Annotated in this window: 12 protein-coding genes and 2 tRNA genes; 13 read left to right on the top strand and 1 reads right to left on the bottom strand. The window is 73.4% G+C overall.

Going from position 1 to position 15575, the window contains the following annotated elements; translation table 11 throughout:
• Positions 1 to 112: 112 nt before the first annotated feature.
• A complete protein-coding gene (locus tag GYH36_RS04020; RefSeq protein ID WP_162289169.1) occupies positions 113 to 1660 on the bottom strand; it encodes a hypothetical protein in 1548 nt (515 codons plus the stop codon).
• Between the two features lie 566 nt (positions 1661 to 2226).
• On the opposite strand from GYH36_RS04020, the gene gyrB reads away from it, so the two are divergent.
• The 13 genes from gyrB to GYH36_RS03960 all read left to right on the top strand — a co-directional run bounded on the left by gyrB (position 2227) and on the right by GYH36_RS03960 (position 15569).
• On the top strand, positions 2227 to 4305 hold the full coding sequence (gene gyrB / locus GYH36_RS04015) for a DNA topoisomerase (ATP-hydrolyzing) subunit B (RefSeq protein ID WP_312028501.1): 2079 nt from the start codon (positions 2227 to 2229) through the stop codon (positions 4303 to 4305).
• 165 nt (positions 4306 to 4470) lie between these two features.
• Positions 4471 to 7110, top strand: coding sequence for a DNA gyrase subunit A (gene gyrA, locus GYH36_RS04010; RefSeq protein ID WP_312028500.1), 2640 nt, complete (start codon positions 4471 to 4473; stop codon positions 7108 to 7110).
• Positions 7107 to 8114, top strand: coding sequence for a DUF3566 domain-containing protein (locus GYH36_RS19230; protein WP_024841585.1), 1008 nt, complete (start codon positions 7107 to 7109; stop codon positions 8112 to 8114). Before gyrA ends, GYH36_RS19230 begins: the two co-directional genes overlap by 4 nt.
• A 125-nt stretch (positions 8115 to 8239) precedes the next feature.
• A tRNA-Ile gene (locus GYH36_RS04000) sits at positions 8240 to 8313 on the top strand.
• 28 nt (positions 8314 to 8341) lie between these two features.
• On the top strand, positions 8342 to 8461 hold the full coding sequence (locus GYH36_RS19405; protein WP_216859231.1) for a DLW-39 family protein: 120 nt from the start codon (positions 8342 to 8344) through the stop codon (positions 8459 to 8461).
• A gap of 39 nt (positions 8462 to 8500) precedes the next feature.
• Positions 8501 to 8576, top strand: a tRNA-Ala gene (locus GYH36_RS03995).
• Between the two features lie 217 nt (positions 8577 to 8793).
• The gene (locus GYH36_RS03990) at positions 8794 to 9489 is read left to right on the top strand and encodes a thioesterase domain-containing protein (protein WP_162289166.1); all 696 of its coding nucleotides are present in this window, start codon (positions 8794 to 8796) and stop codon (positions 9487 to 9489) included.
• Positions 9486 to 10328 carry a helix-turn-helix transcriptional regulator gene (locus tag GYH36_RS03985; RefSeq protein ID WP_162289165.1) on the top strand — a complete coding sequence of 281 codons (843 nt, stop codon included), beginning with the start codon at positions 9486 to 9488 and terminating at the stop codon, positions 10326 to 10328. Before GYH36_RS03990 ends, GYH36_RS03985 begins: the two co-directional genes overlap by 4 nt.
• A 59-nt stretch (positions 10329 to 10387) precedes the next feature.
• Entirely contained in the window at positions 10388 to 11137 is a 750-nt protein-coding gene (locus GYH36_RS03980) for an MBL fold metallo-hydrolase (protein WP_162289164.1), read from the top strand.
• A gap of 84 nt (positions 11138 to 11221) precedes the next feature.
• Positions 11222 to 12691, top strand: a complete 1470-nt coding sequence (locus GYH36_RS03975) for an MFS transporter (protein ID WP_162289163.1) — start codon at positions 11222 to 11224, stop codon at positions 12689 to 12691.
• On the top strand, positions 12688 to 13704 hold the full coding sequence (locus GYH36_RS03970; RefSeq protein ID WP_162289162.1) for an AvrD family protein: 1017 nt from the start codon (positions 12688 to 12690) through the stop codon (positions 13702 to 13704). Before GYH36_RS03975 ends, GYH36_RS03970 begins: the two co-directional genes overlap by 4 nt.
• 34 nt (positions 13705 to 13738) lie before the next feature.
• A complete protein-coding gene (locus GYH36_RS03965; RefSeq protein WP_115941534.1) occupies positions 13739 to 14440 on the top strand; it encodes an AAA family ATPase in 702 nt (233 codons plus the stop codon).
• Positions 14433 to 15569, top strand: a complete 1137-nt coding sequence (locus tag GYH36_RS03960) for a beta-ketoacyl-ACP synthase III (RefSeq protein WP_162289161.1) — start codon at positions 14433 to 14435, stop codon at positions 15567 to 15569. Before GYH36_RS03965 ends, GYH36_RS03960 begins: the two co-directional genes overlap by 8 nt.
• Positions 15570 to 15575: the final 6 nt, after the last annotated feature.

The raw sequence follows: 15575 nt of genomic DNA, 5'->3' as shown, positions 1-15575 counted from the left end.
CCTCCCGATGAGCGGCGGCGTCCCGCGCGCGGCGGGACGACGAGGCCCGCCGCGACCGGGGACGCGGCGGGCCTCGTGGGGTGCAGGTGACCGCGAGGGTCACCTGGTCGGGTCAGGCGTGCGCGCGACGGCGCAGCCAGAGCACCAGGGCGCCTCCGCCCACCAGCAGCGCGGCGAACGCCGCGGCGCCGGCGACGGTCGCGCCGGTCGTCGCGAGCGCGGGTCCGCCCGGCTCGGCGGGGCCCGCGACGTCCTCGACCGCGACGGGCGCGACCGGCGGGTTGGCGCACGCGCTCGTCGCCGGCGGGTAGTCGACGACGGTCGAGTACGACGGGTTGACCTCGAAGAGGACGCTCACGCCGTCGCGCGTCCACGCGTAGTTGCCCTCAGTCTCCGTGTACGACCCGTCCTCGTTGCGCACGAACCCGGGCCACTGCTTCGGCTCCTCGGCGGACGCGCCCGGCCAGAGGATGGTCCCGCTGAGCGGCTGGTCGGTCAGGACGTAGTCCTCACCGCCGTTCGGGTGCAGGAACGTGATCGTCAGCGGGTTCTCCTCGTCGACGGTGACGCCCTCGGGCAGTGCGACCTCGTAGCCCAGGTAGGGCACGTCGCCCTCGCAGACCGCGGCGATCTCACCGGGGACGAGCGCGCACTCCTCCTCGGAGGGGACGAGGTCGGCGAGCGGGAACAGCGCGCTGCGCCCGTCCTCGGCGACCACGTAGCCGAGCCCGGCGGTCTCGTCGGAGAACGTGACGCTCGCGTCCTTGGGCTCGGCCACGACGCCCTCGGCCGTCGCCGTGTAGCGGAACTCCTCGGACTCGGCGGGGACGTCCTGCGGGGTGAGCTCGGCGCCGCACACCTCGAGCGCGGTCGGGACGACCGGGGTCGAGGGGGCGGCGACGTCCTCCGCGGGGCGCTCGGGGGTGTCGCACTCGCCCTCGGGGAAGAGGTTCGCGAGGTCCTGGTGGTCCCAGGAGATCAGCGTGCCGTGCGGGAACTCGCCGAGGTGGTCGCCGTCGGGCGAGTAGCGGATGTCGGTGGGGAGGTCGTCGAGACCGCCCGGCAGGTCGACGAGGTCCTGCTGCACGGCCCACGCGGTGCACAGGTCGGCCGTCGTCACGTCCGGCTCGATCGTGCGGGCCACCTCGCGCACGGCCTCGAGGTCGAGCGGCGTGACGAGCCAGGTCTTGTCCCACGGGCGCTCGGGCAGCGGGAGCTCGCCGCTCGTGACGATCCGCTGCGGGCCCGAGTTCTCCCAGGCCGCGGGGCGGTCGGCGTCCAGCTTGGGGTACACGTAGACGCCGACCTGGACGGGGCTCTCCTCCTCGGGAGCCTCGCAGGCCGTCGTGGAGCCGTTCCAGGACCGGTCGTAGCGGTCGTGGTCGGCGGCGTCGACGGCGACGCTCCAGGTGTGGTCCTGGGTCGGGTCGAGCGGGTACGTCTTGCGGAAGCGCCCGTCGAAGCTGCGCGGCTCGAGGGTCTGGCCGTCGACGACGACGGTGAGGCCGTTCCCGTTCGCGTACGCCCAGAGGTCGACGGTGAGGCTCTGGCAGTCGGCGATCGGCTCGCCGCTGTGGGCGGAGGCGGGGGTCGCGGTGGCGACCAGCAGTCCGCCGAGTGCGAGCGCTGTCGCTGTCGCGCTCGCGAGAAGTCTCTTCACGGGGTGAGGGTCCCTTCGTGGGTCGGGCCGCCCGCACGCCGATCACTCCTGCGCGGACGACGCGCGAATCATGATTGTGCGTGGTATTAGACCATCCTCTCCGCGAAATACCGATTCCGGACTTGTCGCGACAATCAACCACGGACCGCAGGCGACGGCCCACCCACCCGAGGGGTCTGCGGCGACCGCGTCGAGGGCCGCCCGGAGCGACGCGCACAGGCCTTGTGGACAACCGTGTGGAGAACTCTCGACGGCGGCGCGCGGATCGCGTCGGGAATGTCGCGACGACCGCCCCGGAGAGGGCCACAATCCGCGGAATTCGGCTCGTGGCGGGTAGACTGGTGAGGTCATTCCGGGTCTTGTCACCACTCGCTCGCGCCGCCTCTCGGAGGTGGTGCGACCAGTCCCCGACCGACGGGTCGTCACCCCGTCACGATGGGCTGGGGCCGACGGCGGTGCGGGCCCGGAACCTTTGAGCAGCAGCGACCCGATCCGCACGAACGCGGGCGCAGCGCGCACGACGACGAGGAGCAGTCCTGCCCGTGGCAGACCACACCGACACCGCCATCTCCGACCCGACGGCGTCCGCGGAGGCGGCACCCACGGCGGGCGGCGGCTACGACGCGAGCAACATCACCGTCCTCGAGGGCCTCGAGGCGGTCCGCAAGCGTCCCGGCATGTACATCGGCTCGACGGGTGAGCGCGGCCTCCACCACCTTGTGTACGAGGTTGTGGACAACTCTGTGGACGAGGCGCTCGCCGGGCACGCCGACTCGATCGACGTGACGCTCCTCGCCGACGGCGGCGTCCGCGTCGTCGACAACGGGCGCGGCATCCCGGTCGCCATCCACCCCACCGAGGGCCGCCCGACGGTCGAGGTCGTCATGACGATCCTCCACGCGGGCGGCAAGTTCGGCGGCGGCGGCTACGCCGTCTCCGGCGGTCTCCACGGCGTCGGCATCTCCGTCGTCAACGCCCTCTCGACGCGCGTCGTCACCGAGGTCCAGCGCGACGGCTACGCGTGGCGCCAGGAGTTCGCGGACGGCGGCAAGCCCGTCGGCGAGCTCCAGCGCGGCGAGGCGACCGACGCCACCGGGACGACGCAGACGTTCTGGGCCGACCCGGAGATCTTCGAGACCACCGAGTTCGACTTCGAGACGCTGCGCGCGCGCTTCCAGCAGATGGCGTTCCTCAACAAGGGCCTGCGCATCACCCTGACCGACGAGCGCCCGGCCCACCTCGACACCGGCGACGAGGTCACCGGCGGCGAGGACGCGGCGGCCGACGCCGACGGCGTCGCGGCCGCGGACGGCTCCCCCGCGTCCGGGGCGGCGACGCCGGCGCGCACGGTCACGTACAAGTACGACGGCGGCCTCGTCGACTACGTCAAGCACCTCAACGCGGCGAAGAAGGTCGAGCTCGTCCACCCGGACGTCATCGACTTCGAGTCCGAGGACACCGAGAAGCGCATCTCGGTCGAGATCGCGATGCAGTGGACGACCGCGTACTCCGAGTCCGTCCACACCTACGCGAACACGATCTCCACGACGGAGGGCGGCACGCACGAGGAGGGCTTCCGCGCCGCGATGACGTCCCTCGTCAACCGCTACGCGCGCGACAAGGGCATCCTCAAGGACAAGGACGACAACCTCACGGGCGACGACATCCGCGAGGGCCTCACCGCCGTCGTGTCCGTCAAGCTCGGCGAGCCGCAGTTCGAGGGCCAGACGAAGACCAAGCTCGGCAACACCGAGGCGAAGACGTTCGTCCAGCGCGTCGTCCACGAGCAGCTCACGGACTGGTTCGACGCGCACCCGAACGAGGGCCGCGACGTCATCCGCAAGGCGATCCAGGCGTCGCAGGCGCGCATCGCGGCCCGCAAGGCGCGCGAGGCCACCCGCCGCAAGGGGCTGCTCGAGTCCGGCGGCATGCCCGGCAAGCTCCGCGACTGCCAGTCGAACCGTGCCGAGGAGTGCGAGATCTTCATCGTCGAGGGCGACTCCGCCGGCGGCTCGGCCGTCCGCGGCCGCAACCCGCAGACGCAGGCGATCCTGCCGATCCGCGGCAAGATCCTCAACGTCGAGCGCGCGCGCCTCGACCGGGCCCTGTCCAACCAGGAGGTCCAGTCGATCATCACCGCGTTCGGCACCGGGATCGGCGAGGACTTCGACATCACGAAGCTCCGCTACCACAAGATCGTCCTCATGGCCGACGCCGACGTCGACGGCCAGCACATCGCGACGCTCCTGCTCACGCTCCTGTTCCGGTACATGCGGCCGCTCATCGAGAACGGGCACGTCTACCTCGCGCAGCCGCCGCTGTACCGGCTCAAGTGGTCGAACGCCCCGCACGACTACGTCTACTCGGACAAGGAGCGCGACGCGTTCCTCGCCGCCGGGCAGGCCGCGGGCAAGCGGATCCCCAAGGAGAACGGGATCCAGCGCTACAAGGGTCTGGGCGAGATGGACTACTCGGAGCTGTGGGACACGACGATGGACCCGGAGCACCGCACGCTCAACCAGGTCACGCTCGACGACGCCGCCGCGGCCGACGAGATCTTCTCGGTGCTCATGGGCGAGGACGTCGAGTCCCGGCGCAGCTTCATCCAGCGCAACGCGAAGGACGTGCGGTTCCTTGACATCTGAGCCGTCGCGCGGCTCCGCAAGGAGCCTGAGGACCGCCGGTACCGGGCTCCCCGGGGCGGCCGTGCGCACCACGATGCACGAAGAGACGAACGAACGAGGTAGAGCGTGACCGACGACCAGAACCCCGAGATCGAGCCCGCGGCTCCCGGCGACGCGGCCGACGAGATCGTGCACGCGGACGGGACGGCGGTCGCGGTGCACCACGGGCGCATCGAGCAGGTCGACCTGCAGCTCGAGATGCAGCGGTCGTACCTCGACTACGCGATGAGCGTCATCGTCGGCCGTGCCCTGCCGGACGTGCGCGACGGCCTCAAGCCGGTGCACCGGCGCGTGCTGTACGCGATGTACGACGGCGGTTACCGGCCGGACCGGTCGTACTCGAAGTGCTCGCGCGTCGTCGGCGACGTCATGGGCAAGTTCCACCCGCACGGCGACAGCGCCATCTACGACGCGCTCGTTCGCCTCGTGCAGGACTGGTCGCTGCGCTACCCGCTCGTCGCGGGCCAGGGGAACTTCGGCTCGCCGGGCAACGACCCGGCTGCGGCCCCCCGGTACACGGAGTGCCGCATGGCGCCGATCGCCATGGAGATGGTCCGGGACATCGACAAGGACACGGTCGACTTCCAGGACAACTACGACGGCCGCACGCAGGAGCCGTCGGTCCTGCCGTCGCGGTTCCCGAACCTGCTGGTCAACGGCTCGGCCGGCATCGCCGTCGGCATGGCCACGAACATCCCGCCGCACAACCTGCGCGAGGTCGCCGAGGGCGTCAGGTGGCACCTGGAGCACCCGGACGCGAGCCGCGAGGAGCTCCTCGCGGCGCTCCTGCAGCGCATCAAGGGCCCCGACTTCCCGACGGGCGCGACGATCCTCGGCCACAAGGGCATCGAGGAGGCGTACCGGACCGGCCGCGGGTCGATCACGATGCGCGCGGTCGTCAACGTCGAGGAGATCCAGGGTCGCGTGTGCCTGGTCGTCACCGAGCTCCCGTACCAGGTGAACCCGGACAACCTCGCCGCGAAGATCGCCGACCTCGTCAAGGACGGCCGTGTCCAGGGGATCGCGGACATCCGCGACGAGACGTCCGGCCGCACGGGCCAGCGCCTCGTGGTCGTGCTCAAGCGCGACGCCGTCGCGAAGGTCGTGCTCAACAACCTCTACAAGCACACGCAGCTCCAGGACACGTTCGGCGCGAACATGCTGGCGCTCGTCGACGGCGTGCCGCGCACGCTGAGCCTCGACGCGTTCGTGCGCCACTGGACGACGCACCAGCTCGACGTCGTCGTGCGCCGCACGCAGTACCTGCTCGCCGAGGCGGAGCGCAGCATCCACATCCTGCGCGGCTACCTCAAGGCGCTCGACGCGCTCGACGAGGTCATCGCGCTCATCCGTCGCTCTCCCGACGTCGACCAGGCGCGCGCGGGGCTCATGGAGCTGCTCGGCGTGGACGAGGTCCAGGCGACCGCGATCCTCAACCTCCAGCTCCGCCGCCTGGCGGCCCTCGAGCGGCAGAAGATCCTCGACGACCACGACGCGCTCGAGCGGCAGATCCTCGACTACCAGGACATCCTCGCCAAGCCCGAGCGCCAGCGCGCGATCGTCGGCGACGAGCTCGCCGAGATCGTCGCGCGGTACGGCGACGAGCGCCGCACGACGATCCTGCCGTTCGACGGCGAGGTCTCCGTGGAGGACCTCATCGCCGAGGAGGAGATGGTCGTCACGATCACGCGCGGCGGGTACGTCAAGCGGACCCGCAGCGACAGCTACCGCGCGCAGAAGCGCGGCGGCAAGGGCGTGCGTGGCGCGCAGCTGCGCGAGGACGACATCGTCGACCACTTCTTCGTCACGACGACGCACCACTGGCTGCTGTTCTTCACGAACCTCGGTCGCGTCTACCGCGCCAAGGCGTACGAGCTGCCCGAGGGCGGCCGCGACGCCAAGGGCCAGCACGTCGCGAACCTCCTCGCGTTCCAGCCGGGCGAGCGGATCGCGCAGGTGCTCGACCTGCGCGACTACGACGCCGCGCAGTACCTCGTGCTCGCGACGCGTCGTGGCCTCGTCAAGAAGACCCGCCTGGCCGAGTACGACTCGCCGCGCTCGGGCGGGCTCATCGCGATCAACCTGCGCGAGGACGAGTCGGGCACGCCCGACGAGCTCGTCGCGGCGCTGCTCGTGGACGCCGCCGACGACCTCATCCTCGTCTCGCGCAAGGGCCAGTCGATCCGCTTCCACGCCGACGACGACACGATGCGCCCGCTGGGCCGTGCGACGTCCGGCGTCACGGGCATGAAGTTCCGCGACGGCGACGAGCTGCTCTCGGCCGACGTGGTCGAGGAGGGCTCCGACCTGTTCGTCGTGACCGAGGGCGGGTTCGCCAAGCGGACGCGGATCGACGAGTACCGCGTCCAGGGACGCGGCGGTCTGGGCATCAAGGTCGCCAACCTGGTCGAGGCTCGTGGAGATCTCGTGGGGGCTCTGGTGACAGAGGCGGACGACGAGGTGCTCGTCATCATGGAACGCGGGAAGATCGTGCGGTCCGCGGTCGACGAGGTGAACCTCACGGGCCGCAACACGCAGGGGGTGACGTTCGCGAAGCCCGACAAGGGCGACCGCATCATCGCGGTCGCGCGGAACGTCGAGCGTCGCCTCGGAGAGGATCGGGATACCGTGGAGGGCGAGGACGGGACCGGCACGGCCCCGGGCGGCACCGACACGAGCAGCGCACCGACCACCGACGCGGCCGCCTCGTCCGACGGGGCGAGCGCGACCGAGCCGGCCCCCGGAACCACCGAGGAAACCAGATGAGCAGCGAGAACAACGCCCCGCCGACGATCACGCCGCGGCTGACGGTGCCGCGTCCCGACACGGACGCGTCGTCGCGCACCGGCGCCCCGGCCCCGGCCCGGCACGGCGAAGCGGACGGCTCCTCCTCGAACGGGACCTCCGGCGGGTCGTCGAACGGTGCCTCGAAGGCGTCGTCGAACGGCGCGGCCGCCAGTGCGGTGCCGCCGCCGCCCCCGCCTCCCCCGGCGACCACGCGCGACGTCCCCGCGCCGGCCGTGGACGACGACGGCATGGAGCGCGCGTCGGGCGAGAGCCGGGTCGCGGTCGCGCGCGCGGGTGCCGTGAAGGCCGCCGCCGCCGCGATCGCCGCGGCCAAGAGCGCCGCGAAGAAGGTGTCGGCCGCGGTCCCCGCCGCGCCGGCGGAGACGGAGCCCGCTCCCGGGCACGACGAGATCGACGACGAGACGGTGAGGCGCGTGCCCACGACCACCTCGGCGGCCCCGGCCGGCTCCGCGGCGCCCGCCGCGACCGCCCGTGCCGCAGCAGGCTCCTCGATGCACTACTCCGCGGCGGGCGTGACCGGGACGGCGACCCCCGTCACGGGCGCGACGCCGGCCGTCGGCACCGCGACGGGCGCGACGCCCGCGGTCCGGCACGACGGCGGTCCGCGCCGCGTGCGGCTCGCAGTGTCGCGGATCGACCCGTGGTCCGCGATGAAGCTCGGCTTCCTCCTCGCGGTCGCGATCGGGATCATGACCGTCGTCGCGACGGCCGTGGTCTGGTACGTGCTCGACGGCATGCAGGTGTTCTTCAAGATCGAGGAGCTCTTCACGCAGATCGTGGGGACGGAGACCGACGTCGACATCCAGCAGTACGTCGCGTTCGGCCGCGTCATCTCGATCGCCACGCTGCTCGGCGTCGTGAACGTCGTCATCATCACCGCGCTGTCGACGATCATGGCGTTCCTCTACAACATCGTCGCGGCGCTCGTGGGCGGCGTGCACCTCACGCTCACGGACGACTGACGAGAACGCTCCGCACCCGGGGCCGCGGACCTCTCGGTTTGGGTCTGCGGCGCCCGGTGGGGTAACCTCAAGCGCTGCCTGCGAGCGGAGCGGCCCCCCGGGGCTGTCCGGCGCGAGGCACGAACGGGCCTATAGCTCAGACGGTTAGAGCGCTTCCCTGATAAGGAAGAGGTCAGAGGTTCAAGTCCTCTTAGGCCCACTGCCGAACCCACTCGAGGGGGAACGTCATGAAGAAGCTTCTCGTCCTGCTCCTCGCCGCCGGCGCCGGATACGTCCTGTGGCGCAAGTACACGGAGGACAACGCCGAGCGCGACCTCTGGGCAGAGGTCACCGACACCTTCGAGTGAGCACGACTCGCTCATGACCGGCCCCAGGCCGCGTCGCCCGGGGCCATGGCGCAATTGGTAGCGCACCTGCTTTGCAAGCAGGGGGTTGGGGGTTCGAGTCCCCCTGGCTCCACCACCGCAAGACCAGGACCGATCCGTCGGGCCTGGTCTTCGTCGTTCCCGGGACCGTCTCGCCTCGTCGGAGAGCCGTGGCGGTCCGGGCCGTTACGTCGTCTCGCGCTCTGAGCGCCCGGGGGTGAGGCTCCTCACCCGCCTTGTCGCACCCGTGCCGCCCGCATAGTCTCCGAGTCGTCGTCCCTGGTCGGGACGGTCGTCGCGAAGGGGGTCACGACGTGGGCAGCACCGGTGTGCAGGGCACCATGCTCCATTGTTTCCATCACGCGGGCGGGGACCGCCGTGCCTTCCGGCACTGGGCGCGCCTGGGCCCGCAGGTCCGGGTCGTCGCGTACGACGACGACGCGAGCGGTCCGGAGCCGATCGTGGCCACGGCGCGCCGATGGTGGCGCGGCGTGCCCGACCCGTCGGGCGTGTACTACGGCCACAGCATGGGCGCGCTCGTGGCGTACGAGGCGGCAGCCGCGGCGGAGGCGCTCGGTGGGGTCGGTCCGCGCGCGGTCGTGCTGGGCGCGCCACCCGGCCGCCACGCGCGGCGGTGCCTGGACCGCGCGGGTGGGCGACCGACCGACCGGCTGACGCGCGACCTCGCACGGGTCCGCCGGTACGTGCCGTCGCGCGCCGCGCTGCGCGTGCCGGTCCACGTGGTGCGCGGCACGCTCGACGACGTGGTCGGCGAGGCCGACGCGCTCGAGTGGACGGCGCGCGGCGGCCCCGGTTCGCGCCATCACCGGCTGCCCGGCGCGGGTCACCTCTTCCACCACGTGCCCGACGACGTGCTCACGGACCTCGTCCGCGCTGTCGCCGCGACGCCGACCGGACCCGACGCGCTCGACGGACCGGACGCGCTCGACGGACCGGACGCGTTCGCCGGTCTCGACGCGGACCGTGCGCCGGCCGGAGCGGTCGCGTGACCGCGGTCGCGACGGACCGCGCGCGGGCGGAGTCGTTCCGCCGCACCGAGCTCGCGAGCTTCCTGCGGCGCCGGCGCGAGGCGACGCGGCCCGAGGACGTCGGCCTCCCCGCGGGCGGCCGCCGTCGCACGCCCGGGCTGCGGCGCGAGGAGGTCGCGGTCCTCGCCCACGTCGGCGTGTCCTGGTACACCTGGATCGAGCAGGGCCGGGAGCTCTCGGTGTCCCCGGCGGTGCTGGAGGCGATCGCCGGGGCGCTGCGCCTCACGCCGCCCGAGCGCCGCTACCTCTTCGAGCTCGCCGGGCTCGGGGGCCCGGTCGACGACCACGGCGACGACGACGCGACGGGCTCGGCCTCTCGCCTCCAGGCGCTCGTCGACGCGGTCGAACGACGCCCGGCGTACGGCGTCGACCGCTACTGGAACGTGCTCGCGACGAACGCGCTCGCGCGCTACGTGTTCGGGATCGAGCCGGGCAGTAACTGCCTCGTCGACTTCTTCGTGGACGCGTCGACGGCGGGGCGGTTCCCGCTGCGCGACGTCGTCGGCCCGATGCTCGTCGCCCAGCTCCGCGAGCAGGCGGCGCGGTACGCGTGGGACGACGGGTTCACCACGATCGTGCGCGACCTGTCGGCGGTCTCGGAGGACTTCCGCTCGCTGTGGGACGCGCACGTCGTCGGCGTCGTGCCGCACGTCGACCTCGTGTACGACCACCCGAGCCTCGGGCGGCTGAGCTTCGAGCCGTCGGTCCTCACGCCGTTCCAGGGCGGCGACCAGCGCGTGTTCGTCTACATCCCCAAGGCGGCGACGTCGACGGCGGACGCCCTGGCGCGGGTCGTGTGAGCGCCGACGTGCACCGGTGGGCGAGGCCGGGCCGGCGGCGCACGCTCACCGCGGGGGGCGTGCGCGCCACGTACCTCCCGGACGGTCACGTCGGGCTCCACCCGCGGCGGTGGTTCTCGCTCGACGACCGGCCCGACGCCCCGGACCTCGCGTGCACGCGGCCGGACCTGCTCGACGCGGACGGCCTCCTCGTCGCCTCGATCGGCGCGCTCCTCCTGGAGGGCCCGGACTGGCGCGTCCTCGTCGACGCCGGGCTCGGCCCGGTCCACGTGCCCGCGGACGCGACGCACGCGTCGATCGGCGCGATGGTCGGGGGCGGGCTCGTCGAGCACGCGGGCGTCGTGGGCACCGTCGACGCGGTCGTGCTCACCCACGCGCACGACGACCACGCGGGGTGGGCGCTGCGCGGGTGGCCCGGGTTCGCCGGCCTGGACGGCGTGCCGCACCTCGTGGGCGCGGGCGAGCGCGCGCCGGCGGGCTGGCGCCGTGTCGGGGAGGGCGACGAGGTCGTGCCGGGCGTCCGCGTCCTCGCGACGCCGGGCCACACCGCGGGCCACGTGAGTCTCGAGGTGACGCACGCGCAGGGCCGGATCCTCGTCGTCGGCGACGTCCTGCACAGCGTCGTCCAGCTCGAGCACCCGGAGTGGGGGTCGTGCTTCGACGTGGACCCCATCGCGTCCGAGCGGTCGCGGCGGCGCGTCCTCGACGCGCTCTCCGTCCCCGGCACGACGGCCGTGGCGACCCACCTCGCGGACGTGCCGTTCGGCGTCGTGCGGGACGGGCGCTGGGAACCGGTCGGCGACGACTGACCCTGGTGGTCCGACCACCAGCATCCGCGCACCTACGTCCGCGCGAGTCTGGATGCGGCCCCCGCCCGCCGGGAGGGTGGCCGCATGGCCCTCCACTCCCCGACCGTCTCGCGCCGCGACACCGGCGTCCTCGTCGTCCTGCTCGCCGCCCAGTTCATGTTCGCGCTCGACTTCTCCATCGTCACGGTCGCGCTGCCCGTCATCGGCGCCGACCTCGACATGGGACCGAGCCAGCTCTCCTGGATCGTCACGCTCTTCGCGCTCTCCGCCGCGGGGCTCATGCTGCTCATGGGCCGCGTGGGCGACTACTACGGGCGCAGGAAGCTGTTCCTCGTGGGGATGGCGCTCCTCACCCTGGGGTCGCTCGTGGGCGGCCTCGCGCAGGATGCGTCGGTGATCTACGCGGCGCGCGTCGTCCAGGGCGTGGCGACGGCGATCACGACGCCGTCCGCGCTCGCGCTCCTCACGACCTCGTTCCCCGAGGGCCCGGCGCGCAACCGGGCGCTCGGGCTCAACGGCGCCCTGCTCTCGCTCGGGTTCGCGGCGGGGTCCGTGCTCGGTGGCGTGCTCACCGAGCTGCTCGGGTGGCGCTTCACGTTCTTCATCAACGTCCCGGTCGGCATCGCCGTCCTCCTCGTCGCGCCGTTCCTCATCCGCGAGTCGTCGGAGCCGTCGCGGCGCCGCCTGGACGTCCCCGGGGCGGTGACCATCACGCTCGCGCTGCTCGCGCTCGTCCTCGGCCTCACGACGGCGGAGGACGCGGGCTGGGCGTCCCCGACGACGATCGGCCTCCTCGCGGCGTCGGCCGCGCTGTTCGTCGTCTTCTGGGTCATCGAGTCGCGCTCGTCGCACCCGCTCGCCGCGGTGACGATCCTGCGCCGACCGTCCGTCGCGCTCGGCAACCTCGCGGGGCTCGCGACGTTCGCGATGGAGAGCGGCAAGGTGTTCCTGCTGACGATCTACCTCCAGCAGGTGCTCGGCGCGTCGGCGCTGCAGACGGGCGTCGCGTTCACCGTCCTCGGCGCGGGCGCGTTCACGGGAGGCGTCGTCGCCGCGCGCATCATCAACCGCGTCGGGGCCCGCGCGACGCTCGTGCTCGGGCTCGTGCTCCAGGGCGCGACGGCGCTGAGCTTCCTCGCGCTGGGCCACGGGTTCGCCTCGGGGTACGCGACGATCCTCGCCGCGACGGCCGTCGGCGGGTTCGGCCACGTGCTCGTCATCGTCTCCTACACCGTCGCGGTGACGTCCGGCCTGCCGGACGAGGAGCAGGGCCTCGCGACGGGACTGACCGCGATGACGCAGCAGGTCGCCTTCACGCTCGGGACGCCGGTCCTCGCGGCGGTGGCGATCGCGGCGGGGGTCTCCGTCACGGCGACGCCGGACCAGTACCTCGCCGGCGTCAAGACCGGGCTCGTCGTGGACGCGCTCGTGCTCCTCGTCGTGGCCGGGCTCGTGCTCGCGCTGTACCGGGTGCCACGGCCCGCCGCGGCGAGCGCGTCCGCCGCACCGCAGGACGCCGCTGCGGCTCAGGACTCGGAGGTGGGGGCGCGGTGACCGCACCGACCCCGGTCGTCGCGCGGGCGCCGGGCGCGTGGGGGCACGTCGACGACGTCCTCGGCCCGTCGCGGACCCGGTTCTTCGGCTCGGGCTACCGGCGCACGACGCCGCGCCTGCGGGACCTGCGCGTGACGCACCGCGGCGATCGTTCGACGCTCGAGGCGCTCGGCTCGCTCGACGTCGAGGGCACGTGGTCGCGCAAGGACGGGCGTGAGCAGCGTCAGCACCTCGCCACGACCGACGCCCTCGCCCTCGCGGCGCAGAGCGTGACGGCGCTGCTCGCGACGCGGTTCGCCCCGGAGACGGCCGCCGCCGCCGCGGTGACGGAGGTCGAGGTCCGCGCGTCCGACACCCCGCTCGAGGACGCGCTCGACGCGTTCGCGGTGACGGCGGGGATCGACGCCGGGGACGGCGCCGCCTCGCACGCGTTCGACGCCGCCGTCGGGCCGCTCGCCGTGCGCGGCCGCGTCCGCCGCCCGCTCGCGGTCGAGAGCCTGGCCGACCTCTCGTCGGTCGGTGCGCTCGCGGCCCTGTGCGGCGAGGGCCAGACGTACGGGTCGGGCATCGTGGACCACGCGGTCGAGCTGCGCGACGGCCGACGGGACGGGGACGACCTCGTCGCGCGGTGCGACGTGCACGCGGACGAGGACGCCGTCCGCCTGCGCGGCCTGGAGGCCGACCGCCAGCCGACCCTCACGCTGCTCGACGCGTTCGTCGCGGCGCTCCAGCTCGGCCAGGTGCTCCTGTACGACCTCGACGACCTCGACCGCGCGCGGTCGAGCACGCTGTGGATGCGCCGCACGACGGTCCGGGCGTCCACCGCGCCGCGCGGCACGGGCCCGTTCACCGCCCGTGCGCGGCTCGCGCGCGCCCGCGTCGTCGAGCGCGACGGCGTCCCGTGGCGCCTCGCGGACGTCGTCGCCGGGGTCGGGCCCTACGAGGTCGTGTGCGCGGTCGCGCACGCGCTCCCCGTCGCACCTGCCACGGGCGACCCCGTCCCCGCCCCCTGATCGACCCCTCCCCGACCGTCACGAAAGGACCGTCATGCGCCTCGCCGTCTCCGGCACCTACTCCACCGGCAAGACCCTCACGACCCTCGCGCTGTCGCACTACACCGGGATCCCGCGCAGCGCGGCGAAGACCATGCGTGAGCTGCTCCCCCTCTCCGTCCCGGGCAAGACTCTCGAGGAGTGCACGGGCGCGGAGATCCTCATGCTCATCACGCGCCGCAACACCGAGCGCGCGGTGAACGAGTCGCACCTCGGCGACACGTTCATCTCGGACGGCTCGTCGCTGCACGAGTGGATCTACGGCACGGTGCGCGTGCTCGTCGGCATCAACCCGACCGCGACCGCGACGCTCGACACCGTGGAGCGCACGCCGGAGCTCGCGTTCTTCGAGGAGGTCATCACGCAGCTCGGTGTCCCGGCCAAGCAGCACGCGAAGGCCGGGTACGACGCGTTCGTGCGCCTGCCCGTCGAGTTCCCGATGGTCGCCGACGGGCACCGCCCCGTGAACGAGCGGTTCCGCGTGCTCGCCGACACGATGATCCAGGACGAGGTCGACGCCCTCGGGATCCCCACGCTCACCGCGGGCGGGACCGTCGCGGAGCGGCTCCGGACCATCACCGCGCACTTCGACCTCCCGCGCGTGATCCCGCTCGACGAGGCGCTGCGCCGGGCCGAGGCCGACTACGCCGCGATCGACACGCGGTCCGAGCTCGAGCGCGAGCCCGTCGGTGTCTGAGCGCGCCGCGCTGGTCGCGGGCTGGGGCGCGTACGTCCCCGAGCGGGTCGTCACCAACGCGGACCTCAAGCGCGCGCTCGTCACGACCGACGAGTGGATCACGACCCGGACCGGCATCCGGGAGCGCCGCTGGGCCGACCCGGGGACGTCCACCGGGGACATGGCGGTGCACGCCGGCCGCGCCGCGCTGCGCACCGCGGGTCTCGACCGGGTGGACCGCGTGGTCCTCGCGACGACGACGCCGGACCACCCGTGCCCGGCGACGGCCCCGTGGGTCGCGCACCGCCTCGGCCTCGGGACCGTCCCGGCGCACGACGTGGGCGCCGTCTGCTCGGGCTTCGTGTACGCCCTCGCGAGCGCGCGCGACGCGATCCTCGCGGGGTCCGCGGAGTCGGTGCTCGTCGTCGGCGCGGACCGCTTCAGCGGCATCGTCGACCCGTCCGACCGCACGACGGCCGTCATCTTCGGCGACGGCGCGGGCGCGGTCGTGCTCGTCGCGGGGACGCCCGGCGCGCCCGGGACGGTCGACCGGGTGCTCCTGGGGTCGGACGGGTCGTGCGCGGACCACATCGTGGTGCGCGCCGGCGGGTCCCGGCTCCCCGTCGACGCCGCGACGCCGACGGCTGACCGCTACTTCACGATGCGCGGCGGCGAGGTGTTCACCGCGGCGGTCTCGCGGCTCGCCGAGGTCGCGGCGAGCGCGCTCGCGCACGCGGGGTGGTCCGCGGACGACTGCGACTGGCTCGTCGCGCACCAGGCGAACCGCCGCATCCTCACGGCGGTGGCCCGAGCGCTCGGCCTGCCCGACGCCAAGGTGGTCGACGACCTCGGGCGGTTCGGGAACACGTCGGCCGCGTCCGTGCCGCTCGCGCTCGCCCACCACGCCGACCGGTTCGACCGCGGGGACCGGATCGTCGTCGCCGCGTTCGGCGGGGGCACGACGTGGGGCGCCACGACCCTGACCTGGCCGGGCGACCCGGCCGCCCGCACGACGCACGCCCGCGCGACCCGCGACCGGCACGTGCCCGCACGCCACCACCACGGCTCGCCGACGGCGGGCCCCGCGAGAGGAGACCACCATGCCGACCTCGTCACCCCAGCTCCCGCCGGCCGACCTCGGCACGCCTGATCGTCC

This window comes from Cellulosimicrobium composti (assembly GCF_010287905.1).
GTDB lineage: Bacteria > Actinomycetota > Actinomycetes > Actinomycetales > Cellulomonadaceae > Cellulosimicrobium > Cellulosimicrobium composti.
This window is presented reverse-complemented; position numbering and strand designations above follow the sequence as displayed.